The sequence below is a fragment of the Cytobacillus kochii genome (assembly GCF_044790165.1).
Lineage (GTDB): Bacteria > Bacillota > Bacilli > Bacillales > Cytobacillaceae > Cytobacillus > Cytobacillus kochii.
Genome location: NZ_CP085254.1, coordinates 771498 through 797292, shown reverse-complemented (window position 1 = coordinate 797292; position 25795 = coordinate 771498). Strand labels below are relative to the sequence as shown.

Below are 25795 nucleotides of genomic sequence, written 5' to 3'. Positions count from 1 at the left end.
CTAACCCGTTTGCGATAAGTTTCGTTTCATTAAATACATCAGAATTTTCTGTATATTAAAGCAGTAAACCGACTATAAAATTTTCCCCCTTCAGCCCACCTGCCGATGCCAATAAATGAGGAGAACTTGAAATGCTCCCAATTTTATAGTCACGTAAAAAAGCTTGTTTTAATCATTTGTAGTAACCGCTCTTCCTCTAAAACAATAGATATATCCAGAACACAGACTAATCCAGCTTCATCTCGAACCGGTTCCTCGCTCACTCCCACAGTGATAATCTGTTTATTTCCTTGCATTAACACAGATTGCACCACACTTAATTCGTATTCACTGAACTGCGGATACCATACAATCGCTGTTTTTTCATTCTTACCTCCAGTTGATATCGAATAATAATATAATAGTACACTATGAAAATGATTGTGGCTCCGATTTCTAAAAATCTTTTATCGCTGCTAATTATCTAATTGATCTATTTCATCCATTTAGGGTTTTCATTGAGCATTTAGAAGACAGTCACACTTCTTTAGCTCGAAACAAGTTGAGAAAAGGAACTGACCGCTTCGCAAATGAAGTTTGCGAGTCTCTCAGTAAGAGAAAAGAAACTGAGCGCTTCACAAATGAGGTTTGCGAGTCTCTCAAGATGAGAAAAGAGAATGAGCGCTTCGCAAATGAGGTTTGCGAGTCTCTCAAAAAGAGAAAAGGAACTGACCGCTTCACAATTGAGGTTTGCGAGTCTCTCAAGATGAGAAAAGAGAATGAGTGCTTCGCAAATGAAGTTTGTGAGGCGCTCAGTAGGAGAAAAGAAACTGAGCGCTCCGCAAATGAGGTTTGCGAGTCACTTAAGAACAAAGAAAGCAACAAGAACAAAAATAACAGCTAATAATAAACTGAATTTCACCCGCCCCTCTTCGTTAATCTTTTGCTCGTTTTTATCTTTTCTAATTAAAAATGCGATAGAGAGAAAAGCAATCATAAAGACGAGAAACGGGAATAAGACATTTATTGTTTCACCACTTTCATTGATTAATAGATTTTTGCAAAAATAACAAAGCTTAGAAAAACGGTAATAATCATGAGGGCACCTAGCAAGTTTAGCAATTGTATGGCTGTTATACTGATAACACTGAATTGCAATAATCCGCTAAAAACAAAATAGTATAGCAAAAGAGCGAAAAAAGAAGCTGATAATCCCTTCGTCCGGATTAAACGCATTCGTTCATCCTTTTGCTTCCATTCAGGATATAAATACCCTAAACAATAGCACATAATAGCCATTGCAAGGGGCATCAAAAAAGTCATGGTCAGTTCCTTTGCTAAAATCGAAACAGTTAGTAAAAATAACGAGATGATAAGATAAAAAGATCCAATAACAATAAATATTTTTCTTGATCCTTCCACTTTACTCCTCTCCTTTCAATGGCTTTTCATATATAAAAATATCTTCAATCTTTGCTTGAAATAAATGAGCAATTTCAAAGGCGAGTGGTAAGGAGGGGTTATATTTTCCTTTTTCAATTGAAATAATTGTTTGCCTTGAAACGCCTAAAGTGGAAGCTAAACGATCTTGGGAATAACCAAACTCTTTTCTATAGTGCATTAAACGATTCTCCATATGTACCACTCCTAATTATATCCATTTTATAGTAAAGTTACCTTAACGTCAAGTTAACTTTACATTTTCTTCTTCGAAAAAAAACGACTTTCCTTATGAAAAGTCGCTTGTGGTAGTTGCGTTATGTAGCAGAATCGGTCTGTTTATCTTCTTGATATTCAAGTATGTCACCAGGCTGGCAATCTAATGCTTTGCAGATTGCTTCTAACGTGGAGAACCTTACTGCTTTTGCTTTACTATTTTTTAGAATGGACAAATTCGCCATCGTGATGCCTACTCGTTCTGATAATTCTGTTACACTCATTTTTCTTTTTGCTAACATTACATCGATATTGACGATAATGGCCACATTCTCACCTCAGATGGTCAAATCATTTTCTGACTTTATTTTTAATACATTATATAAAAGTTCTTGAAGGACTGCGGAAAAAATCGAGAGAATCGTTGTTACAAATATAATAGCAAATCCCATCAAAGCCACTCCTGGATGTAGGGCATCTTGCGTAAATAAAAAGATCATACCAATTAGATAGATTACACTAATACTAGCACAGGAATATTTAATAGCTCTTAGTGCAGCTACGGAATGCTCAGAAAAACTTTCATTTACACTAATATATCTTAACAGCTTAAATCCTTGATACAAAGTAAAATAGAACGGGATTGCAGTTAGGTACATCCCAAATAATACGGGATATTTTAAATAAGCATGTGCTGGATTCAGCTCTGCTGTTTCTTTTGCTAAAAAAGGCAAGCCGATGCAGATCCCTAACACAATCAAGCCAAGAATCACAATCACCACTTTTAAAAAAAGAACTTTCCCTTGTCTCATAAACACACCTCACAAATTCTAATTATGCCTATCTTACCTCATTATTTATTGAAAAACAATAAATATTTATTTCTTACCGTCCTATGTTTTTGGAATATGAAATAGCTAAACATGAATATCCACTCATGCCAGCAAAAGTATTCAATGTATAGATATAATAAAGTTGTTTAAATTCAAGTTACAAGATAAGGGGTTTGGGACATAGGTATTCTAGCTAAGGATTTTATCCGAATAATTAGTAGTCCAACATCTAATCACTCATATTTTTGTAATTTATCTCTTGATGTGAAGTAATAGTGGAATGAAACAGAAGGCACTCGACTACTGCGAGTAATAGAGGGAAAGCTGAGGCACCGTAGGCAATGCCGAGGAGGCTCAGCCCCTCCCCGCGGAAAGCGAGTGTACGCGAGCGCAATGGAACGTTTTTTTTGCAATGATGTCTTATAGACCATAATTTGTTATTGTTCGTTTTTGAGGTTAGCTCATTTAGTTATGTCCCAGCCCCTTGTTAATGTTTTTTTAAATACTATTTATCTGTTTATATAATCCTTAAAAAATGAGTAAATAAATCTTTTTTGCTTTTTATACTCATTCACCCTATCATTTTATAACGCAACCAATCATGATGGATTGACTTTCATTTAAGTCTGGATTATTAGCATCAAGGTTTTTCCAAACTTCTGTTTCACTAAAGTATATCGCATTAAACGTCTTTAGACTCATTGAGAAAATCTAATATTTTTCTCCAAGAATCTTTTGCAGCTGCTGCATTGGTTGATTTAGTACCACCAAAAGTCATTGTCATGCCTCCCCCAACGTTCATTAATACATTAGCAGGAAGGTTGACGAAGCTGTACGGAAAAGATAAAAAGTGGCCTGCACCCTTATAATACAAATAACGATTCTGACTAGAATTATTTTTAGCGTGTTTTAACTTCTCTTCCATCATTTTTACATACCTTGCTGATGGCCATAGTTGATCATCTTCCCCTGAAATGAACATTACAGGGGCTTTTATATTCTCAACGGGAATTCTTGATTCCCTAATCCCATCCTCGTCATTCAACGTATTATCCCAAATCGAAAGATAGGAAATGGGTTGTTTTAATATCCAGTTTTTAAGTAAAGTGAACATGGTGGAAAAGCGATATTTAAACCTTATATATGGTAATGGCCGTTTTTCCATTGTCCATGAGGGTATCGGTGCAAAAATCCCATTTTTCATACCCGCAGTTACATAAGCACTAGGTGCACATGCAATGACTGATTTGTAGTAATCAAATGTAGCTCCCAAGAGTAAGGCAAGTTCACCACCTCTCGAATAACCAATTAAGCTTACCTTTCCCTTCACAAAAGGGTGTTCTTGCAGCCAAATAGTTGCTTTTTGAAAGTACTCTAATGGGATATGTTCTAGGTCCTTCGGTACACCTACTTCCCCAAAATAAGACAAGGCTAATGTTATATAACCTTTTGAAGCTAATAAAGCAGCTGCATGTTCCTTCGATCCACCATCGGAACCACTTAATATAATAATAGCAGGATATTTTCCTTGTGATTCAGGACGAAATAACGTTCCTTTAACTTCTTCAAACTGGATATCTTCTTTTTTTATGCCAGATTTATAAAAATATCGGAAAATAGTCAATGAATCTACCTCTTCCCCATTTACTATTAAAAACAAATTGATCGTAACTTTATCCATGTTGCTTTTCTCATAATAATCATCCAATTTTGAATCAGCGTGTTTCATAGACCAAAACAAACCAGAACCATCCACTTCATTATATGTCCCTTCCATTGGCTTCTGAGAAGTTACGTCGATATCACCTTCATTATTAGCTAAAAATCTAGCATACGAGTAAAACATTTTTCCTTTTTCATCATATGTTATTGCTTTTATAAGGACTTCTGCATCGGCCGAACACCCAGTTACTTTAATCATTACATCTTCATCAATATACGAATCAATTGGGCTAATTTGCAAAGCTGGTCCCATGTAATCCCCTCACTTCACTTTATTAAACTAAGATTTCCAAAGAACACTTCAAAACCATTTACACCCTCATATGTTCGAGAGCGTTCATTTTAAATAGATGAACAATAAACCAAATCTTCTTCTAATCTGACACCTATCAAAACACTCATTGACTTCCCCTATAGCAGTAGTATTTCATAGTTGATTTATTACACCTTATAAGTCTTTATTCCTCAATTGTGGTTTAAATGACAGTAATAAATAACAACCTTCGAAATTTTTACTAAATATTATCTGTGTTTTCAAAATTATAAAACAACTAAATGACTACAATTAAATCAAAATAATGATTTACTTCATTAAAGAATTGTATGATAATAATTGGAAAAAAACTCTATAAATGGATAGAGAATATTTTGTTTTCAAATCTCATTTTCTATAGATTGATAGATTCATTTTAATAAATTTTCTGTGTGAAGGATGAAATAAATGAAGATACTAACAAAGAGAAAATGGATTTTTATTATTTTTTTTCTCATAGTTATTACAATTATCCGCGTGTCTTGGATGAACTTCATAGAGAAATTAGATTATCCATCGGCTCCTACCGCAAACCAAGGGGAATTAGATTTACGGAGTTGGGATTTCTCTAGTAAACAAACATTTATGTTAAATGGAGAGTGGGAATTCTATCCAAATTCTTTCACAACATCAAACTCACTTCCCGAACATAATAAAAAATATCTGCGCATTCCTTCCATTAATTCCTGGGATGAATCATTTGAAGGGCAGGATGACTTCCGGTATGGCACATATAGGTTAAAAATTTTGATTAATGATACGGATATTCCTACTCTTGGATTACGGCTAAATTCTGTCAAAGATGCAACTTCAATCTATGTGAATGGACAACTTATAGGGGGCTCAGGGACCCTAGCTATAAAAGAAAATCAGCATGAAGCAGATACAATACCTTATTCCGTTAGTTTTGACACAGATCAGAGTGAAATTGAATTGCTGATTCATGTATCGAGTAATCTAAAAGAAGCAGGAATTTTAAAACCCATTCGTTTGGGAACGATTGATGCCATTAACCACCGCGTTTACATTTCAAACAATTTACAATTGTTGCTTTGTGTTGTTTTAACTTTACATCTAATATATGGAATCATTTTATTCTTTATTGGATCAACTCAAAGAAAAGGTATGGTTTATTTTTCACTATTATTATTTTCTGCAGTTATTAGTGTATTAGTATCCGATGATAGATTGTTATTTACATGGTTGAGTATCGATTATGAACTTCAGGTAAAAATCACCTTTTTATCATATATTGGTGTTGCGGCTTTTATCCCGCCCTTTATTCACAATCTATTTCCTAACCCGAGAAATAAACGAATGATAAGATACTTTTCTTTATATTGTATGTTGGATATAGGTTTTGTCTTAATTTCATCATCCAAGGACATTATTAATCTAATCCAGATTGTACTTGGTAGTGTGCTAATACTATCTGTAATGATATCCATCAATATCCTTCGAAAGTTTATAAATGAAATAGAAGGAATCATCTTCCTTATCATAGGCTGTTTAAGTATAGCTGTTAATTTAATATGGACAAGTAATTTGAGCGATGCTTCCATTGATATGATGCATTATCCTTTTGATCTTATTTTTGCCATATTATCTTTTACGGCATTTTGGTTTAAACGTTTTTTTATCGCTACATCAGATGCAAAAAAACTGGCTGTGCAATTACAGCTCGAAGATCAACGGAAAGATGATTTCTTAATAAAAACTTCTCATGAATTAAGGAACCCATTACATGGAATTATGAATATGGTTCAAACAATACTAGATGATAAAGAAAAACCACCTAGTAACGAGCACAAAAAACATTTAAGTATAGCCATTGACATAAGTAAGAGGCTCTCCTTACTTTTGAATGATCTACTTGATGTCACTCGTTTAAAACAAAAAACTATTCAACTGAATATGAACAGAGTTCATTTGCAAGTCGTAACAGCAGGGGTCATTGATATGTTGAAATTCCTTGGAGATAAAAAACCGGTTAAATTTAAAATCGAAATATCAAACACATTCCCTCCAGTCCTAGCAGATGAGAATAGACTCATTCAAATCTTGTTTAATTTATTACATAATGCTTTGAAATTCACCGATGAAGGTACCATTATAATTCGTGCTTCAAGAATAAATGGAATGGCTCATATTGAAATTGAAGATACGGGAGTAGGAATGAATCCTGAAGAAATAGAAAGAATTTTTAAGCCTTTTGAACAAGCTAGTGAGAATAATAGAACGGATAGTAGTGGCATAGGTATTGGTCTTAGTATTTGTAAGGAATTAGTTGAACTGCACAATGGAGATTTATCCTTAAAATCAACTTCAGAAAAAGGCTCTATTTTTACATTTACTCTTCCCATACTAAATGAGAGTGTAGAAGCAGAAGGCACTTCTCCGTCAAAGATAGAGAATCAAATGATAGGTAAAGTTGCTGCAACTATCGAACATGTTCATCCAGATCAATTTTGTGCTTTAAAAGATATTCATCTGAATAAAAGAATGAAGATACTAGCAGTCGATGATGACCCCATTAATTTATATGTTTTACAAAATGTCTTAAAAAATGATGGTTATGAAATAACGACAGTATCAAACGGTTTTCAAGCAGTAGCTAAACTTGAAATTGAATCCTATGACCTGGTCATTTCCGATGTAATGATGCCTCAAATGTCTGGTTATGAACTTACCAAAATTATTAGAAACCGTTTTAGCTTAATTGAACTTCCTGTACTTTTATTAACTGCTAGAACACGATCTGAAGATATCTTGACAGGGTTACAATCAGGAGCAAATGACTATATAACAAAACCAGTTGATAGTTGGGAGTTAAAAGCAAGAGTGAGGGTTTTATCCGAATTAAAATTGACTTTTGAAGAAAGGCTACGTATGGAGGGAGCTTGGTTACAATCCCAAATCCAACCTCATTTTATATTTAACACTTTAAACTCAATTGCAGCCCTTAGTATGATGGATACACCAAGAATGCAACTACTACTTGAAGAGTTTAGCAATTATTTACGCCTAAGTTTTGACTTTAAAAATACCGAACCTACTGTTCCACTTGATTATGAGCTTTCCCTTGTTCGTTCTTATATTTATATCGAAAATGAAAGATTTAGCAACCGTCTAACGGTTGTTTGGGAAATAGATGACCCTATTGATATACATGTACCGCCACTTTCTATCCAAACACTTGTGGAGAACGCTGTGAAACATGGCATCCTTAAAAAAACAAGTGGAGGTACGATTCGTATACAAATAAGAAAACAGAATACTTTTACTACTATCTCTATAATTGATAATGGCCAAGGGATACCTGAAGATAAACTTCAAGATATTTTTAATCAAAATGATGATTACTCAAAAGAACAGGGCATCGGCTTACTTAATACAGACCGTAGATTAAGACAACTATATGGAAAAGGGCTAGTGTTGAAAAGTAAAACTGGTCAAGGAACCGTTGTTAGTTTTTCTATTCCTAATAATGAGTAGTTTGATTTTAACAACTTTATAAAAATCAATGATTCTACTGAAGCAAAGTAACCTAGATTACAATTACTAAGTTAAGTATCTTAATCCTATAAGACAAATACTCTAGGTCCACTCGGGAGAATGAAAGTTTCAATTAGTTGAAAACGCTATAGTTATCCCTATTTTTTGTTCATTGTATAATATCACCAATAATTTCTCAAAGGAGTCGTTAGATGATTAAAGCCATTTTAGTAGATGATGAGAAGCTTTCTCTTGATTTATTAACTAAACAATTGCATGCATTTCCGGAAATTGAAATTGTTAAGGCTTATTCGCAACAGACAAATATTCTAGAAGATATAAAACAAGAAATGATAGATGTTGCTTTTTTAGATATCGAGTTAACTGAAGGCAACGGCTTAGATTTAGCTGAATCTATTTTATCGATTGATGAATCCATATTTATTGTTTTTGTTACAGCCCATGCCCAGCATGCTGTCAAAGCATTTGAAATTAATTCTATTGATTATTTATTGAAACCTGTTATGCCCAAAAGATTAAAAACGACGGTTAACAGATTAATAGAAAAAATTAAGAAAAATAGAAAGGATGAAGCTCCAAAAGAAAAAATACCACTTTTTATTCAATGCTTCGGCGAGTTTAACGTTTTTCTAAATAAGGAGCCACTTCAATTTAAAACAGCTAAAGTAAAGGAATTATTTGCATTCCTCTTTACTTATATGGATACATACGTCCACCGAGATTATCTAATTGAAAACATATGGCCAAATCAAGATAGTAAAAAAGCCAAGATAAACCTTCATACATGTCTAACATACTTAAGAAAAATGTTAAACACTCTTGGTTATTCAAATTGTATTAAGTTTGCCAATCAGAGCTATATCTTATCCATTCCGGATATCCATTCAGATTTAAAAATATTTAATGAGGCTATACATAGTTTCAAAAAGAATGATATTAAATCCATTAGTAGTGCAGAAGAAGCAATAAGTCAATATACCGGTTCATACATGCAATGGAATTATTACGATTGGGCAAATGATATCGCACAGGAAAAACTTACTATTACTATGTACTTGTTAGACAGTATTATTGAGTATTATTACATTAACCATACAGATAAAGCCCTGTTTTACCTTAGCTTGCAACGCAAATTGAATCCTTATATGGATAAAAATATTCAGCAAACCATGAACCTTTTAATAAAAAAAGGAAATCGGAATGAAGCGATCCTATTATATAAAAATTATAAAGCCTTACTCTCTACCGATCTAAATATAGACCCGGACCCAATTTTAATTAATTTATACCAAGAAATTAATAAATAAAGAAAAGTCGATTATTTACTTGGCTTCAGTCTTGACCGTTTTTAAAAATGTCTTTACTTCATCTATCGTTAAACCAATCTCTTTCGCTTTTAATATTAGATGAACCCATTCAGCGTCTAATTGTTTATCATCCTTGCACATACTCATTATACCGTTCACCCACTTCATAATTTTTTGTTTATATCCTTTATATAATCATTCTCTTAAAACTCTCTTAAATTTTTAAAAACTTGGAGTGAAAATAAGCATTTCATGAAGTGAATAGTATAGGTAAAATAAAAGAAGTGAACAGAGCCTGCAAATAAGGCTTTCTTCACTTCTTCTTTTATTTCACCCTTAAATCATATTTAATCAGAAACCAAATTGATTCAATAGTAAGGATAAATAGGGCATAAGTAAGAGTTTGAGTTAGTTGAATCATTTAAAAAAAGAGCTCCCTAATGTTTAGGAAGCTCACTGAATTAATCTATTAAAAGTGTATGAAGCTGGGATAGTAGTCGTTGTTCAATTCCTACTGTATACTCTTTTGATAAATCTACGTGTAAACTCTCGGCTAATATAATTGAATTAGTATATGCTTGTTTTATACTTTTCTCATTAAGATTAGCAGTAATCGCCCTAAATTTTTCATATGAACGTTTACTCAAGTCTTTTTCAAGATTTTTAGTGGCATTTAACCAACGTTCTACAGTATCTTCTTGTATTCTCATGAGTTGCAAAATTTGTTTTTGAACACCATTGAGAATTTCTAGTGATCGAGCATATTCCCCTCTTTTTAGCACGTTCATACCAAATATCCAATTATTAACAAAACTATTAAAAGCAAAATTTATATTTTCATCTGTTTTTCTTATTGGATCGTCTCCATTAAGGTATTCTAAAAGAGGAAACAGTTTATTGGTGCTATCATAAATAAACATTTTCTCTGGATTTGGAAATACCCCTGTAGGTTTAAAGTCTTTAATGACACCCATCTTTTGTTCAGGTAGAAAGTGAAATTCTCCACGCACAAGGTTACTAAATATAGCTACTTGTGTACCATATTCATTGAAGAATATTAATTCGACTGGAAATAATTCTTTAATCCAATTATTTGAATCAAAATTAGCGTTCATGTGATTTTTAATGAAGATATAAAACTCAACATCAGAATATTGATCACCTTCACCTTTGGTAAAAGAGCCGTACATCAGTGCAGAAGCTATATGATTGTCTAACTCACATTTATTTTTAACACGCTCAATTAATTTTTTTTGAAATAACATATAAACCCCTCTATCTATTGTTTATTTTTCAATTTAAGATAGAGTGTTCTTTCACAACTGGAAAACATGCACAACACATAAGTAATGCTCCTTCCATCCTTTAAATCAATTTAATAATAGCATTTATACATTAAAACATCACTACCAGCTTCGTAAGTTCTCTCATTGAACATATAAAAGTAAATCATCTACAGCAAAATTCCTCATACTGAAAAAAGAATTGGTCTAATTCAAGAAAATGTAAATACTCCTCATTTTCATGGTATAAATGCGTTTTGACATCGAAACCCTAAATAGCCATTACGTTATTCATCATTTTTTTTAAAGCGTGGCTTAATGAAAAATAAACCGATAAAAAAGAATGCAAGCCCAAGCATCAAGCCCCAAAAATGCTTATCTAAGAATGCAAATAGGCCTACACTGAATGCTGCAAGCAAAAACATGATTTTCATCATTCTTATCACCCTAACTGTTTAGTGAATCAACTACAATCTTGGAAACAGTTAAGAACTGTTGTAGCTCCGAGAATACCAGCAGTGTTTATACATGCATAGCAAGCTGTTCCTGCTGCAGCTGAAACAGCAGCGATACAAGCCACTCCACAAACACCCACAATTGCTGCAAATACAAACACCTTAGACGCTACACAAGACTGAGTACAATCCCATCTTTCGCCTAAACTTGCTTTAGCTACTATTTGATTGTCAGATTTATCTTTTCCAACTGTACTTAAACCCTGGCTTTCACGTTGTTCGTGAACTGAGCTTCATACTTCTTCTGTAGAAGCATGTTCATTAACATGGACTTCTTCACTAATGTCTTTTTTATACTATTGAACAATAGTCCGTCAAGCCAAACCTTGGATGCAACAAAATGGTTTTCGTCCATATTTCCGCTTCATTCAAAAACACTTTTATATTCCCTGTCTACTGCAAAACTATATACAATGAGTCAACATCTTCTACGACATCTTCATTGTTCATCTTAACAGATTTGCAGGAAACTGAATATTCAACTTCATCCTTGAACAGTTCCTTTGTATGATATCGCATCTTAAAAAGATTCCGTCTTCAATTCACCTGATTTCAATAAAGCTTTTCTCTTCTGTTTTGCTCATCTTAACTTTATTTTCATCAACATACATAGTCTTAGACATTACACTGTTTACAGATCTAACAATTTCTTTTCATGGCTTTCAATTTCACTTGGTTTCGCTTGGGCTTCAGGTGTCCCCTATGACTCCAGAACCAATCCCACTTTCTATAAAAACAAAAAAACATGAACACTCCTTTTTGCAGGAGTTGTTCATGTTTGATTTTATCATTCTATTATACATGTATCCCATTTTTATCCTGAAAAATCACTTTTCTTACAGACATTGGAAGAAATCTCTTTTTATATATGTCGGCTATGAAATTCAAGATGACTGTAGGGATTTTTTTCGGGAACCATTTGTTGGCGTAATATCGGTAGTACGCATTCTGTAAGTCTGTCCATTGTTTATCGATGTTTTTCGAATTAAAACGAGCAATATCAATTAGTTTTATATTACCGTTTCGATCAATCATAATGTTGCGCAAATGTATATCTGACGGCTTCAGGCCTGCTTCTGTAGCTGAACGTAAGGCTAATTGGACAGACTCTATATGTTCTGATGTTATATGAATACCTTTCTCTAAGCATTGGAAGAGCGTAAAGCCTTCTATATAGTCGATGACAATATAAGCATCCCCATAATCATAAAGATGTGGATAATAGGGATTACCTTGAATTCGTTGATAATTTGCCGCTTCCACCTTAGCGATATCTTCCATTTGCGGGAAGTATACTTTTATAGCAATCGCTTGCTTCGTAATTTTGAAAACAAAAGCGCTTCTTCCAACACCAATCAGTTCTAGCTGGTCACTATATGATTTTAAAGAGGGGCGTCCCTCTACCATTTCAATTACTACGCTGCTCGCTAGCTGATTAAATTCCATTCTAATCACCTCATTTGAAGGAACAACATAACTTTATGATGTTCGCTTTAGAGTAGTTTAGTATAGATTGGGCATCACCTACAAATTTTAAGGTCCCTTCGAGTAAAAATGTATACATATAGAGAAGAAAATTACTTTACTGTAATAATTGATACAAAAAATTTACAACTTATACTTCTGAATGACCTTTAGGATATGACCTCACAACTCCATAATGAAAGCTACCAAACGAGTGGTAGCTTCCAAAAAAAATCATCGGGACAAACGCTCAATTGTCTTTGCAAGAAGAATGGTTCTTTCTGTTAATGTGTCAATTTCAATATACTCCTCTTTACTATGAGCATTCCCACCAACTGGACCTAGACCATCAACCGTAGGCACACCCGTTGCTGAAGTGAAAGAGGCATCACCACCCCCACCCGTTGCAGTATTATGGACATGAAGACCAATTTCTTCGCCTACTTCTTGAATAATGTGTAATAGCTTTTCTGTTTGCTCGTTGTATTCCATTGGTGGTCTGCTAATTGCCCCTTCTAATTGAATTTCCGTTCCTCTCACTTCTGTATTGGCACATATTCTTTTAATCTTCTTTTCTAATTCTTGTGCTTGTTCTTTCTCAGTGATGCGAATATCAATATGAGCGACGGCATTATCAGAAATGGTATTAACAGAAGAACCACCAGAAATGATGCCTACGTTAACGCTAATGCCTTGTTCATGATTTGTTAAATTATGCAGCTGGATGATTTTATAAGCTAGTTCTTCAATCGCACTCCTTCCCTTTTCTGGTTCAATACCTGAATGGGCGGCTTTGCCTTTAATCATTAGCTTATATCTTCCCCCGCCTCTTCTTGCTGTCACAAGTGAACCATCTTTTCTGGCCGGCTCCATAATCAGTGCATATTCTTTTCCCATAGATTGTTCCTCTATTAATTCACGCGATGACGGTGAACCAATTTCCTCATCACCATTTAAGATAATTTGCACGTTCTCACAGGCATTTGACCCACAGTGAACTAATGCTTTCATTGCATATAAAAGCTCAACTAAACTCGACTTCATATCAACGACACCAGGTCCATAAGCTCTGCTTCCTTTCATTTGAAACGGACGCTTCTTCACCGTACCTTCAGGAAAAACCGTATCCATATGGGCCACCAGTATAATTTTGGGGTGCAGACTATGCTCATGTCGAATAACAAGGTGATTGCCGTATTTTGCTTCTGTTTTCACCTCTACAACAAATCCAATTTCTTCGTATTTTTTCTGTAAAATTCTCCCGATTTCATCTATCCCTTTCTTTACATATGAACCACTATCAATATTGACCAGTTTTTCAATTAATTGCAGCATTTCTATTTTTCGCTGTTGTATATATCCCTCCACCTTTTATACATCTCCTTTATCTATTTTTCCAACACACCAACACCCTCTTTTAATGGAAAATGGCAGGCAACATAGTGTTCTTCCTCATGGGCAATAAATGTTGGTTCCTCGTTCTTACATTTTTCTTGTGCATGTGGACACCGTGGATGAAAACGACAGCCGGAAGGAATATTTGTTGGGCTTGGAATATCACCCTCCAAAATAACTCCGTCTTTTTTATTCCTTAACATCGGGTCAGGAAGGGGAACTGCTGATAAAAGTCCCTCTGTATACGGATGCAGGGGTTTTGAAAAGAGTTTTTCTTTTGTGGTTAGTTCAACAATTTTCCCCAGATACATGACCGCAATTTTATCACTAATATATTTAACCGCTGGTAGGCCGTGTGCAATAAATATAAAGGTTAATCGTAACTCTTTCTGTAGTTTAGACATTAAATTAAGGATTTGTGATTGAATGGAAACGTCTAAAGCAGATACAGGCTCATCACAAATAATGAGCTTAGGTTGTAATGCAATGGCCCGAGCAATGCCGATTCTTTGTCTCTGACCACCACTAAACTCATGGGGGTAGCGGTGAATATATGAACGATCAAGACCTACCTGATCCATTAACGACAAAACTTCTTCCTTCAATTTTTCACTACTTAAGTTCAGATGGGTCAATAACGGTTCTGCAATAATATCAAATACTTTCATCCGAGGATTTAACGAGGAAAAGGGGTCCTGGAAAATCATCTGCATTTCCGCCCGTTTCTTTCTTAGCTGTTGTTTGGATAGAGTGGAAAGGTCTACTCCTTGGAATATGATTTCTCCTTCTGTTTTTTCTAACAGCTGCATAATCAAATTACCTGTTGTTGATTTCCCACACCCAGACTCCCCAACAATCCCTAATGTTTCTCCATGGTTCACATCGAAGGATATGTGGTCAACTGCCTTTAAGTATTGTTTTTCCTTCTTCCACCACCCTTCAGTCACATCAAAATATTTCTTTAAACCCCTTACACTTAAAATAACTGTCATGTCTTTGTCACCCCTCCTCTTCATATAACCAGCACTTCACTTGATGACGGGTATGGATATTTGTAAGTACGGGCTCATTGTTCATACATTTTTCCATTACATATGGACAACGTGTATGAAAGCGACATCCACTTGGCATAGCATTCGGATTGGGTACAGTTCCTTCGATGACTTGCAGTTTTTCTGTTTGTTCGTGGATTTTAGGCGTACTAGCTAATAAACTCTTCGTATAAGGATGAGCCGCTTCCTTAAAAAGTGTAAACACATCCGTATATTCAACAACTTGACCGGCATACATAACAATCACTTGATCAGCCATCTCAGCTACCACGCCTAAATCATGTGTAATAAATAGAATAGAAGTTTGCTTGTCTTTTATCAGCTCTTTCATTAATTGGAGTATTTGCGCTTGGATAGTTACATCGAGTGCGGTTGTCGGCTCATCTGCAATTAATAGTTTCGGGTTACATGATAAGGCAATTGCAATCATTACACGTTGACGCATGCCCCCACTTAATAGATGAGGATAAGAGTGATATACCTTCTCCGCACGAGCTATGCCTACTTTTTTTAAAATCTCGATACTTCTCTTTTTCGCCTCTTTTTTATCTACTTTTTGATGGATTTTAATTGCTTCAGAAATTTGATTACCAACTGTAAATAAAGGATTAAGAGAGGTGAGTGGTTCTTGAAATATCATCGCCATCTCATTTCCGCGTAATTTCCTTCGATCTTTTTTTGATAGTTTTGTTATATCATTACCTTCAAATATGATGGTGCCACTTTCAATTTTTCCAGCAGCATCTAGCAACCCCATAATAGATAAAGATGTTACACTTTTACCACTGCCTGACTCACCTACAACAGCAACAGTCTCGCCTTTCTTTATCGTAAATGACACACCGTCAACTGAAGGAATCACACCATCTTCCGTATAAAAATAAGTCTTCAAATTACGCACTTCTAACAAGCTCTCTCGGCCCAACGCATTTCCCTCCTCCTACACTTTCTTTTCTCTCGGGTCTAACACATCTCTTAGCCAATCACCTAAGAAAATCATGCCTAGGACGGTGATCGTTATCGCTAAACCAGGAAATGCCGCCAACCACCAACTGGTTGCTACATAATCTCTACCATCACTTAAAATGCCACCCCAAGAAATGGTCGGTGGTTGAATTCCTAAACCTAGAAAACTTAAAGAAGCTTCTAATATAATCGTGGTTGCTACGCTTAATGTAGAAATGACAATGAACGGGGATATCACATTTGGCAATAAATGTTTTAGGATAATCTTATGATCCCTCACTCCCATAGACCTTGCAGCCCTGACGAACTCTCTTTCTTTTAAAGACAGCACTTCTCCTCGTATTAAACGAGCGTACTGCACCCAATTGGTCACACCTAATACAACAATCAACGTAAGCGCACTTGGACCAAAAACAGTCAAAATGACAAGCGCAAAGAGGATGGTTGGTATCGCTAGAAAGGAATCAACTATTCTCATTAAAATATTATCTAGGAAACCACCATAAAAACCTGAAACGAGACCGATAAAAATACCAATAATGCCTGCCAAAATGACAGAGGCAACCCCAACAACTAAAGAAATTTGTGAGCCATATATTATTCTGCTTAAAATATCTCTACCAAGATTGTCTGTTCCTAAAATATAGTCAGTATCCCCACCTTCTACCCAAGCCGGGGGTTTCAACATCATTGCCGCATTAATCTGGTTCGGATCATGGGGTGCTAATAACTTTGCAAATATCGCTATAAAAATAATGAGTAATACGATTAGTAAGCCAATAGTACCGGTCTTACTTTTTAATAATAATCTGAGCCACCGCTTGAGGTGACCCTGCTTACTTTTCACTAAGACATCTGACCATTGGTTTTCCTTTGATTCCAAAACAACCACTCCTCCTTAGCGAAATGTAATGCGGGGATCCAATAATTTATAAAGAATATCTGCTAGTAGATTCATAGCAATAACAATAAATGCAATAATAAACACACTAGCCTGTACGATTGCCATATCCCTTGTATTCACTGCTTGAATGAGTAGTTGTCCTAATCCTGGCCATGAAAATACGCTCTCGGTTATTAATGTGCCGCCAACAACAGTTGAGGTTTGTAGCGCGGTAATCGTAACAACTGGAATAAGGGCATTACGAAAAGCATGCTTATGGATAACAAAAAACTCTTTTAACCCTTTACTTCTTGCCGTACGAACATAGTCTTGGTTCATAATTTCTAACATACTTGAGCGAATAAACCGTGTCATCTCAGCAGCAATCCCTGTGCCAAGCGTAATTGCCGGTAAGATCAGATGACTCCATGTACCCCGCCCTGAAACCGGGAACCATCCTAACATGACTGAGAAAATTAAAATGAGCATAATCCCTAACCAAAAATTCGGCATCGCCTTCCAAATGACCGCTCCCCCTGTCGCTACGACGTCGATAGCAGAATTCTTCTTCGTCGCCGACCAAATACCAAGAGGGATAGCTATCATTATGGCCACAATCATAGCTGCTACAGCTAATTCAATTGTCGCCGGTAAGCGCTCCAGCACAATAGGTAAGGCACTCGTGTTATAACGAAATGATTCACCAAAATCAAGTTGAGCAAGTCCGACCATATAGTTGAAATATTGAATATAAAAAGGCTCATTTAACCCGAGTGATTCACGAAGTTGTAATATATCCTCTTGACTCGCATCTTCAGGTAACATTAATGCAACAGGATCGCCTGCCACATAAACAAGGCAAAACACGATAAAAGAAATGATAAACAACACCGGTATAATTTGAAGTAATCGTCTCATAATATATTTGCCCACTATTGTCCCCCTATAGCGAAAAGTAATAGAGATGGGTAAATGGATGGAACCACCCATTCACCCACAAATATCAGCTTTTTTTATTCACTTGCTTTCCTTTTAATAGTTGGTGCATAAATCATTTCATCTGGGGTAGGAACAAAATCAATCGCATCATTTACACCGATATTGATTTTTTCCTCATGAAGCATAATATGTGGCACCTCTTCAGCCGCAATCGCTTCAATTTCTTGTATTTGCTTGGCTCGTTCTTCCTCATTCATATTGACGGCAGAGGTAGCGAGTAATTCTTCGATTCGATCATTCTTATAATCTGTATGGCCTTCAAAACGTTCAGCACGATACCAATCGACCGAGTAAGCACCGTCAAACATGGAATTACCTAGACCAATTAAATAAGCATCCTTATTCTCGTTAGCCGTACGCATTTCAACAAAATTACTCCATTCCATGAACTCGATATTTACTTTCACATTAATTTCCGCAAGCATACCCGCTATCATTTCTGCCACTTCTGCATCTTGTAAATAGCGCCCTTTCGGTGAATGCAAAGTCATTTCAAAGCCATCTGGATAACCTGCCTCAGCTAGTAATGCTTTTGCTTTTTCAATATCATAATTGTAAGTATCATAAAGGTCAGGATGATGCCCGAAATTACCTGGACCTACTCTTGTTCTTGTTGGAATACCTCCACCTTGCAAGACATTATCGGTAATCGCCTTGTTATTAATAGCAAAGTCTAGTGCCTGACGTACACGGACATCAGCAGTCGGAAGCCCTTCTGTCGCCCGCAATATTAGCATTACGACTCGGTTTGACCTTTCTTGTACAATAGATGTCCCCTCATTACTATTCACTCGTTCCCAATCAGACGGAGGAATATTAACAGCCATATCAACCCCACCTGTTAAAAGCTCTGACACTCTTGTCGAGTTTTCTGGAATAACTCGGAAAACAAGCTCATCCCATTCTTCTACTTTTCCTGCGAAATAATTCTCATAGGGTGTGAAAACGATGCGATTATCACGTTTCCATTCTTTGAATTGAAATGGACCTGTACCAACGGGATTAGATAGAAAATGCTCCCAACCATTCTCTTCAATATAGTTCTTAGGCAAGATACCTGAACCAAGTCTGGATAAACGGTGGAATAAGGAAGGCTCTGGTGATTGTGTCACAATATTGAAAGTGAGCTCATCAATCACTTGAATTTCTTTTATCTGCTTATAATTGGGGTACTCCTGCAAAGTGTCATCTTTCGCTACTCTTTCTAACGTAAATTTCACATCCTCCGCTGTGAGAGGATCACCGTTATGAAAAGTGACACCTTCCTTTAGTTTTACCTGATAGGTCAAGTCATCGATTTTCTCATAGCCGGTGGCAAGTTCTGGATGAATATTGCCATCCTTATCTTTTTTAAATAAATAATTAAACATATTCACATGAATCGCTTCCGTCGACGTATTATTATGGTCATGAATATCAAATGTCACCATATCCGTTCCAACTGCCACTGTTAATACACGATCATTTCCCTTCTCTGTGACAGCGCCACCTACCTCTGAGCCACCTCCAGAACAACCAGCTAGAGCGATGGCAACAACGACTAACAGGACAATCTTCCTCCAAACACTTCGCTTCAAATTGTTTCCCCCTATACGCTTATTTTTTTATAGGCAAGCCCTTTTCATCAGTTTATAAACGTATAAGCAAAACTATGATAAAAATTGTTAAGGATATGGTGTCAAACAGATTTTAATACGAACAAAAGAAAATCTGCAGAAGGGGAATATTATGAAATGTAAGGGAAAGTAAGATTGAAAAAAAGTTTGGTTATTGCGATGTTATGGGAAGAACTTAAAGAGGGGATAATTATCTTTTCTTAGTCATACGGGATGTCCATTCATTGTAGACAATACGGGGATTGCATATATTTTAATTAATCTTAATTAGAAATTTTTGTTAAATGATAAAAATGCATGGAGTGTGCGTAAATCCTAAATTTGAACACTTCTCTTCTGATTTATGGCTTGATAGGTTCGTAAATCTCAGATACCAACACTTCTCTTCTGATTTATGGCTTGATAGGTTCGCAAATCTCAGATACCAACACTTCTCTTCTGATTTATGGCTTGATAGGTGCGCAAATCTCAGATACCAACACTTCTCTTCTGATTTATGGCTTAATGGGTTCGCAAATCTCAGATACAAACACTTCTCTTCTAATTTATGGCTTGGTGGGTTCGCAAATCTCAGATACCAACACTTCTCTTCAGATTTATGGCTTGGTGGGTTCGCAAATCTCAGATACCAACACTTCTCTTCTGATTTATGGCTTAATGGGTTCGCAAATCTCAGATACCAACACTTCTCTTCTGATTTATGGCTTGATGTATTCGCAAATCTCAGATACCAACACTTCTCTTCTGATTTATGGCTTAATGGGTTCGCAAATCTCAGATACCAACACTTCTCTTCTAATTTATGGCTTGATAGGTGCGCAAATCTCAAATACCAACACTTCTCTTCTGATTTATGGCTTGATAGGTGCGCAAATCTCAAATACCAACACTTCTCTTCTGATTTATGGCTTGATAGGTGCGCAAATCTCAAATACCAACACTTCTCTTCTGATTTATGGCTTGATGTATTCGTAGAGATATATGTAAACCTGTTAATGCATTAGAAAACCAACAAAAAAGCCGGAATCAATAGAATTGATCCCGACATCATTTGACTTTTAACATCTTACATATTTCCGCTTAAACCCTAGACGACCTTTATCTAAGTCTTTTTGAATATTTTCATAAGCATGAAGGACGCTATTTTTCTTTTTCTCTCTTTTGATTTCGATAGCTCCGATATCCTCTGCCACTTCAGCTGCTTTTTCACTTAGAGGAATATAGGAGATCGCAACGGTATATAAGAAGTTATTCATTGATACCTTTGTTCTTATAGGTGCGTCATAAATGTCCGCCTGCACCTGATCTAGCATATCCGATAATTTGCTCGTGACAAATTCGTCGTCTTTCCGATTACCTAATAACCAACAATAACAACTCCAACCAGCTGACATTCTCAGCTCATCCCCACTGGCAATCCATTCATCGGCAACTTCCTCGGCAATCGGTGATTCGGATAAAGTAACCGCTACGACATAGTCTGAAAGCATATAAAAATACGCATCGTCTACCCAACGATTAAAATCTTCCTTTGTCAATGCTTTTGGGTCGGCAATAATGCCCGCAAAGTACATCGCATCATAATTTCCTGTTGCATATAACTCCTCAGCTAATGATTGATCAATTTTTATTTTCTTCGCAAACGGTTTCATCGCTCCAGTTGCGACACCAAAAAGGGGCTCATGTGCACCGTTTGAGAGATAAATTTTTTTCGTTCGCTCTTTTCCTAATGCTTCTAATTCATTCATTACCTCATTGAAATCCATCAACTAAAACACTCCTCTTCTAGGATACTGTTAAGACGATTTTCCCAGTATTCTCTCTATTCTCTATCATATCATGTGCTTTTTTCACTTCATACAAGGAGTATTCTGCCCCTACTTTCACTTGTACATCCCCGTTTACCAATAACTTAAATACTTCATCAGCAACGGGCTTGATCGTTTCCGGCCTTTTCTTTCTTGTCGTACCAAAACTAAAACCAAGGACTGAACGACAACTGCTATGGAGAGCAGTTGTTGGGATCCTACCCGTTTGATTACTCGTATTGCCAAAGTGCACAATCCTCCCATATGGAGTTAAACAAGCAAAGCTTTCCTCAAATACAGAGCCAGAAACAGAATCTAAGATAAGATTAACCCCATCTCCATCGATGTATTCATTAACTTTTGAAGAAAAATCCTCATAAGTGATGGCCAAATCAGCCCCTGCTGCCAACACAGTGGAAAACTTCTCTTCCCTGCTAACCGTACCAATTACTGTTTTCGCACCAAATAACTTTGCCATTTGGATGGCTGTAGAACCTACACCACCAGCTGCTGCATGAATGAGTACAGTCTCTCCTAATTGCATTCGTGCGATGTCCTTCAATAATTGGTAAGATAAAAAAGAAACAATAGGGCTTGCTGCTGCAGTAGTAAAATCAATTTCGTTTGGGAGGACAAATGTAAGTGCTTCGTTTGCCACAGTATATTGCGCATAGGACCCTTTTTCAGGAAAAGCTACTACTCTTTGCCCCACTTTAAGTATCTTGACTTCAGAACCTACCTCGGCAATCGTTCCTGCTGCTTCAAGACCAAGAATCTTGGGGCCTTCCATTTTCTTCTTCAACCCTTGACGATTTTTAATATCAGCGTAGTTCACACTTGTTTTATCCACTTTTATGAGCACTTCATGAGCAGAAGGCCGTGGTATGTCTATATCCATTACTTGCAATACGTCTGAGGAACCATACGATTCTATCACTACGGCTTTCATTTTACATTCACCCTATCTATTGTTTTAATTCAATTTCTGATCCTCTCTTCTTATACCATTGATAAAACGCTAAACGGAAGGATTCGGGCACACCATACATGTGAGTGTGTCGCACAGGTTGCGCTCGATTGATAGTCGTAATCTTAGCAATGCCTAGTAATTTCTCGAGGGGGCCCCTATTCATCTCAATTTCAATCACTTTATCACGTCTAGTTAGAAATAATGTCGTTGCTAAGCTCCCAGTCTTTAATTGAATAAAACGCTCATTCAACACATAGCGGCTATTATAGTAATCTAGGACCCTTAGTAAAACAACTAAAATAAGTAAAAGCAATGAAAACAACCACCATGGCATATTCATATTTAACACATTGGGTTGGAAATAATATAATAATGCCGTTGCAATCATCCAGAGCCAACTAGGTTTCAACAACCTGGCAAAAAGAGCATTTTTCGGAAGCTTGTGCATCTCTTCTTCTACTTCATAGTCTGGTAAGATTTCAGATATTAGACGAAAGGCATCCTTCTGCGGTAAAAAGGGGAACAAAGAGCTTGTCTCCATTGAGGAATCCCCGCCTCCTCCTCCTGTCTGACCAGCACTCGTTAGTTTCACTTCTGCAATACGTAAAATTCTTTTCATTAACGTTTGCGTTATTTCGACAGCTTGGACCTTTTCCTTTGAAATAGAAAAGCTTACTTCATCTAGTACGCCTCTAGAGATATAAATCCTATCATCATCTGAATAAATTCGATAATTACCATATTTTATATATGTTTTTATCATGCCAAATATCGTTGAAGCCACAATAAGAAAAATAACAACAAGTGCCGTTAACCACCAGGCACTTAATATAAAGTGAATGGCACCTTCGGCTTCTTTCTCGACATTAATAAAATCATTGATCATAAAAAACAGTGAGCCTAAAGCTGGAATTAAAAGCAAAAAGCTTAATGACGTCATTGAAGCTTTCATAATATCCTTCTTGCTGGCAGCAAAATGCAGTTTTCTATCTTCTATATATTCTTCTACCTTTTCCTCTTCACTTTCGGACACATTGATATTGCGTGTACTTTTTTCTATCCAGTCTTCTAAATGGTCCGCTTCTTCTTTAGAAAGCACCTCGAATTTTATTGTCCCGCCATCACCAGACATACCTGTCTCAAACTTCAAGGAGGTCTTTCCTATTAATTTATGTAGAAAAGTCGTATGTCTATTTACATTTTGAACCTTACTAAAAGGAATGGTTCGTTTATGTTTTGTGAAAAAGCCTTCACGCAAGTAAAAAGCGACCTCATCGATCTTATAAGTTGTAGTCAGCCATTTAAAGATAACAAAAATAATAGAAAGAATAAGAAGTATGGCGGCAATAATTCTACCGTAACCAATCCAATCGGCCTCTCGATTAAATATAAATAAGTAAAGAAAAGCAAAAAAGAAAAACTTCAAAACACCCCATATATGAAAAGCAATGGTTAAGCGAGAATATCGTCTATAATCCATTATTCATCTACTTCCTTTATTTTTGCATAATAAGCAATCGTATTTCTCAGTTGCATCGCTATTTCCTTTGATAGCATAGGGATTGTATGGGTTGAGCTCATCGTTTCGACAGAAAGACCATATAATTGATACCTTCTCTGTACCGGTCCTTGATTCGTTGCCACAGATTGGATCTTTGTCATTGGTACTAATTCATATTTTTCTATAAACACTCCTTGCTTAATCTGCAAGAATTCCTCATCTACTTCATAACGGAAGTTTTTATATAATAGGTATGGTTGAATGGTTAATGAATAAATCATAGATAAAATAGTAAGACCAAGGACAACCCATAGAACCCATCCTACCCAATCCCACCAATCAAATCGAGCGTCAACGTAAAAAAGTATAGCAAGAATTGGCAACCATATCGCATTCCCAATTAGTTCACTAATTAGCATCGCTTTTATACTATTCTTAGATAATCTCTGCTTTGGTATTGGTAAATCTATATCCATCTTTATTCTCCTTCTGTATGATTTTACTAATATACGGTTAGAAGCGGGGGTTAGTTTCATTTGTTATCATTTTGCAAGATATAATCAGAGTAACAAGAGTTAAAACGAAAAGAAATATAAAGTTTTTCACTAGTACAAAACTCTAAAAACCTTGCTACATTTTTGTAAACATGATATAGCTATTATCTTCTGTTCCACAACTTGCCTCTTTGGTCCTGAGTTTCATTTCTAAAATATATAAAGTGAGTAGCGTTTGAATCAGCTTATCTGCTCTATAAACTCCTACTCTTTTTGTCTATTTTTGTATAAAATTAATATATATCATCGTAATAACAAATTGAAAAATGCTATGCTCAAAAGAGAAGGAGGAGAGCAAAATGATTCTTTATCAAATTTGAAGAAGTTAATTGAATGTGCCTCATTATATGAATTCGATTTTTTAGATGGAATACACATTCAGGAGGAATTAAAATTGGATAAACAAACGAAGTGGAATAGTCTAACAAAAATGCAACAGGAAGTGCAATTTTCCGGGAGTATTTGTGTACGGAAGCATGATCGTACAATATTTACAGAGAACTTTGGTTACGCAATCCATTCTGAAAAAATCAAAAATCATTCACATACTCGCTTTTCAATTGCATCTGGTAGTAAGATTTTTACATCTGTTGCAATTTGTAAGTTGGTAGAAGAAGGTAAAATCGCATTTGACACGAAAATCATCGATTGTTTAGATATTAAATTTCCATATTTTGATAAAGAAATTACCATTCATCATTTACTAACTCATACATCTGGCATTCCGGATTATTTTGACGAAGATGAAATGGATGATTATGAAGACCTTTGGAAAGATAGGCCAATGTATCAGATTCGTTCTGTAAAAGACTTTTTGCCAATGTTTCAATATAAAAAAATGAAAACCAAAGTGAATAGCCCTTTTAAATACAATAATACTGGCTATATTATTTTAGGCCTTATTATTGAACATATCAGTGGCATGAATTTTGTTGACTATATCAATAAAAATATTTTTGAAATAGCTGGCATGACTGACTCAGGATATTTTTCAATGGATGAACTACCCGAAAGCGTTTCATTGGGATATTTGGAAAAACCAGATGGAACGTTGAGATCGAACATTTACTCACTACCTGTAAAAGGTGGACCTGATGGCGGTGCCTATGTTACTGCAATTGATATGGGGATATTCTGGGAATCGTTAATGAATGGCAAACTCTTAACAAAAGATATGACTCGTAACTTATTGATTCCTCAAGTAAATGTGGAAGAAGATATCTTTTACGGTTATGGTGGTTATATGGAATCAAACGAACTGGGTATCGTGAAATATATTCAGATGGGATATGATCCAGGAGTTAATTATCGATCAGTACATTATCCAAATCAAGCTCTTACCATCGTTGTTTGCTCAAATAAATCAGAAGGGGCTTTTGAAATTCTTAAAGAAATGGAAAATATAATATTTAATCAGTAAAAGGTGAATAGGAGCTAATTTTTCACTATTAGCTCTTATCTTT

25 protein-coding genes are annotated in these 25795 nt (G+C 35.7%); 5 read left to right on the top strand and 20 right to left on the bottom strand.

Going from position 1 to position 25795, the window contains the following annotated elements:
* Window positions 1–758: 758 nt before the first annotated feature.
* Window positions 759–1049 carry a hypothetical protein gene (locus LG276_RS04320; protein WP_251162773.1) on the top strand — a complete coding sequence of 97 codons (291 nt, stop codon included), beginning with the start codon at window positions 759–761 and terminating at the stop codon, window positions 1047–1049.
* Here the strand turns inward: LG276_RS04320 and LG276_RS04315 are convergent.
* From LG276_RS04315 to LG276_RS04295, 5 genes are all read right to left on the bottom strand, one after another.
* Entirely contained in the window at window positions 1027–1401 is a 375-nt protein-coding gene (locus LG276_RS04315; RefSeq protein WP_251162774.1) for a permease, read from the bottom strand. The genes LG276_RS04320 and LG276_RS04315 overlap by 23 nt on opposite strands.
* Before the next feature lies 1 nt (window position 1402).
* The gene (locus LG276_RS04310) at window positions 1403–1615 is read right to left on the bottom strand and encodes a helix-turn-helix transcriptional regulator (RefSeq protein WP_095370514.1); all 213 of its coding nucleotides are present in this window, start codon (window positions 1613–1615) and stop codon (window positions 1403–1405) included.
* A 121-nt stretch (window positions 1616–1736) separates the two neighbouring features.
* Window positions 1737–1964, bottom strand: coding sequence for a helix-turn-helix transcriptional regulator (locus LG276_RS04305; protein ID WP_095370515.1), 228 nt, complete (start codon window positions 1962–1964; stop codon window positions 1737–1739).
* Between the two features lie 9 nt (window positions 1965–1973).
* Window positions 1974–2447, bottom strand: coding sequence for a DUF2975 domain-containing protein (locus tag LG276_RS04300; protein ID WP_224934506.1), 474 nt, complete (start codon window positions 2445–2447; stop codon window positions 1974–1976).
* Window positions 2448–3150: 703 nt separating this feature from the next.
* Window positions 3151–4443 carry an acyl-CoA thioester hydrolase/BAAT C-terminal domain-containing protein gene (locus tag LG276_RS04295; protein WP_251162775.1) on the bottom strand — a complete coding sequence of 431 codons (1293 nt, stop codon included), beginning with the start codon at window positions 4441–4443 and terminating at the stop codon, window positions 3151–3153.
* Window positions 4444–4911: 468 nt separating this feature from the next.
* Here LG276_RS04295 and LG276_RS04290 point away from each other — a divergent pair, with 468 nt between their 5' ends.
* Together LG276_RS04290 and LG276_RS04285 are read left to right on the top strand one after the other, a co-directional pair.
* Window positions 4912–7998 carry an ATP-binding protein gene (locus tag LG276_RS04290; RefSeq protein WP_251162776.1) on the top strand — a complete coding sequence of 1029 codons (3087 nt, stop codon included), beginning with the start codon at window positions 4912–4914 and terminating at the stop codon, window positions 7996–7998.
* 212 nt (window positions 7999–8210) lie between these two features.
* Entirely contained in the window at window positions 8211–9326 is a 1116-nt protein-coding gene (locus LG276_RS04285) for a response regulator (protein ID WP_224934499.1), read from the top strand.
* 15 nt (window positions 9327–9341) lie between these two features.
* On the opposite strand, the gene LG276_RS04280 is transcribed toward LG276_RS04285, so the two are convergent.
* The 11 genes from LG276_RS04280 to LG276_RS04230 form a co-directional block, all read right to left on the bottom strand.
* Window positions 9342–9473, bottom strand: a complete 132-nt coding sequence (locus LG276_RS04280) for an anti-repressor SinI family protein (protein WP_224934497.1) — start codon at window positions 9471–9473, stop codon at window positions 9342–9344.
* Between the two features lie 314 nt (window positions 9474–9787).
* Window positions 9788–10591 carry a nucleotidyltransferase gene (locus LG276_RS04275; RefSeq protein ID WP_224934495.1) on the bottom strand — a complete coding sequence of 268 codons (804 nt, stop codon included), beginning with the start codon at window positions 10589–10591 and terminating at the stop codon, window positions 9788–9790.
* A gap of 305 nt (window positions 10592–10896) precedes the next feature.
* Window positions 10897–11046 (bottom strand): hypothetical protein, encoded by a 150-nt coding sequence (locus tag LG276_RS04270; protein WP_224934493.1) that lies wholly within the window; start codon window positions 11044–11046, stop codon window positions 10897–10899.
* 26 nt (window positions 11047–11072) lie between these two features.
* The gene (locus LG276_RS04265; protein WP_224934491.1) at window positions 11073–11225 is read right to left on the bottom strand and encodes a hypothetical protein; all 153 of its coding nucleotides are present in this window, start codon (window positions 11223–11225) and stop codon (window positions 11073–11075) included.
* A gap of 694 nt (window positions 11226–11919) precedes the next feature.
* Complete coding sequence (locus LG276_RS04260) at window positions 11920–12570, bottom strand: protein kinase family protein (protein WP_224934489.1); 651 nt, start codon at window positions 12568–12570, stop codon at window positions 11920–11922.
* A gap of 252 nt (window positions 12571–12822) precedes the next feature.
* The gene (locus LG276_RS04255; protein ID WP_224934487.1) at window positions 12823–13956 is read right to left on the bottom strand and encodes a M20 family metallopeptidase; all 1134 of its coding nucleotides are present in this window, start codon (window positions 13954–13956) and stop codon (window positions 12823–12825) included.
* Between the two features lie 20 nt (window positions 13957–13976).
* Complete coding sequence (locus tag LG276_RS04250) at window positions 13977–14975, bottom strand: ABC transporter ATP-binding protein (protein WP_224934484.1); 999 nt, start codon at window positions 14973–14975, stop codon at window positions 13977–13979.
* Between the two features lie 7 nt (window positions 14976–14982).
* Entirely contained in the window at window positions 14983–15960 is a 978-nt protein-coding gene (locus LG276_RS04245; protein ID WP_224934482.1) for an ABC transporter ATP-binding protein, read from the bottom strand.
* 15 nt (window positions 15961–15975) lie between these two features.
* Complete coding sequence (locus LG276_RS04240) at window positions 15976–16884, bottom strand: ABC transporter permease (protein ID WP_263624067.1); 909 nt, start codon at window positions 16882–16884, stop codon at window positions 15976–15978.
* Between the two features lie 15 nt (window positions 16885–16899).
* Window positions 16900–17817 (bottom strand): ABC transporter permease, encoded by a 918-nt coding sequence (locus LG276_RS04235; protein WP_095370522.1) that lies wholly within the window; start codon window positions 17815–17817, stop codon window positions 16900–16902.
* Window positions 17818–17897: 80 nt separating this feature from the next.
* A complete protein-coding gene (locus tag LG276_RS04230; RefSeq protein WP_251162777.1) occupies window positions 17898–19460 on the bottom strand; it encodes an ABC transporter substrate-binding protein in 1563 nt (520 codons plus the stop codon).
* Window positions 19461–19898: 438 nt separating this feature from the next.
* On the opposite strand from LG276_RS04230, the gene LG276_RS04225 reads away from it, so the two are divergent.
* On the top strand, window positions 19899–20474 hold the full coding sequence (locus tag LG276_RS04225) for a hypothetical protein (RefSeq protein ID WP_251162778.1): 576 nt from the start codon (window positions 19899–19901) through the stop codon (window positions 20472–20474).
* A gap of 83 nt (window positions 20475–20557) precedes the next feature.
* Here LG276_RS04225 and LG276_RS04220 read toward each other — a convergent pair whose 3' ends face one another.
* Genes LG276_RS04220 through LG276_RS04205 form a run of 4 tightly spaced genes read right to left on the bottom strand, consistent with a single transcriptional unit; the run spans window position 20558 to window position 24254 of the window.
* Window positions 20558–21265, bottom strand: coding sequence for a DNA alkylation repair protein (locus tag LG276_RS04220; RefSeq protein WP_251162841.1), 708 nt, complete (start codon window positions 21263–21265; stop codon window positions 20558–20560).
* 19 nt (window positions 21266–21284) lie between these two features.
* A complete protein-coding gene (locus LG276_RS04215) occupies window positions 21285–22256 on the bottom strand; it encodes a zinc-binding dehydrogenase (RefSeq protein WP_251162779.1) in 972 nt (323 codons plus the stop codon).
* A 16-nt stretch (window positions 22257–22272) separates the two neighbouring features.
* A complete protein-coding gene (locus LG276_RS04210) occupies window positions 22273–23757 on the bottom strand; it encodes a PH domain-containing protein (RefSeq protein ID WP_251162780.1) in 1485 nt (494 codons plus the stop codon).
* On the bottom strand, window positions 23757–24254 hold the full coding sequence (locus LG276_RS04205; RefSeq protein ID WP_224934472.1) for a PH domain-containing protein: 498 nt from the start codon (window positions 24252–24254) through the stop codon (window positions 23757–23759). The genes LG276_RS04210 and LG276_RS04205 overlap by 1 nt, the downstream gene beginning before the upstream one ends.
* A 472-nt stretch (window positions 24255–24726) precedes the next feature.
* Here LG276_RS04205 and LG276_RS04200 point away from each other — a divergent pair, with 472 nt between their 5' ends.
* On the top strand, window positions 24727–25752 hold the full coding sequence (locus tag LG276_RS04200; RefSeq protein WP_251162781.1) for a serine hydrolase: 1026 nt from the start codon (window positions 24727–24729) through the stop codon (window positions 25750–25752).
* Window positions 25753–25795: the final 43 nt, after the last annotated feature.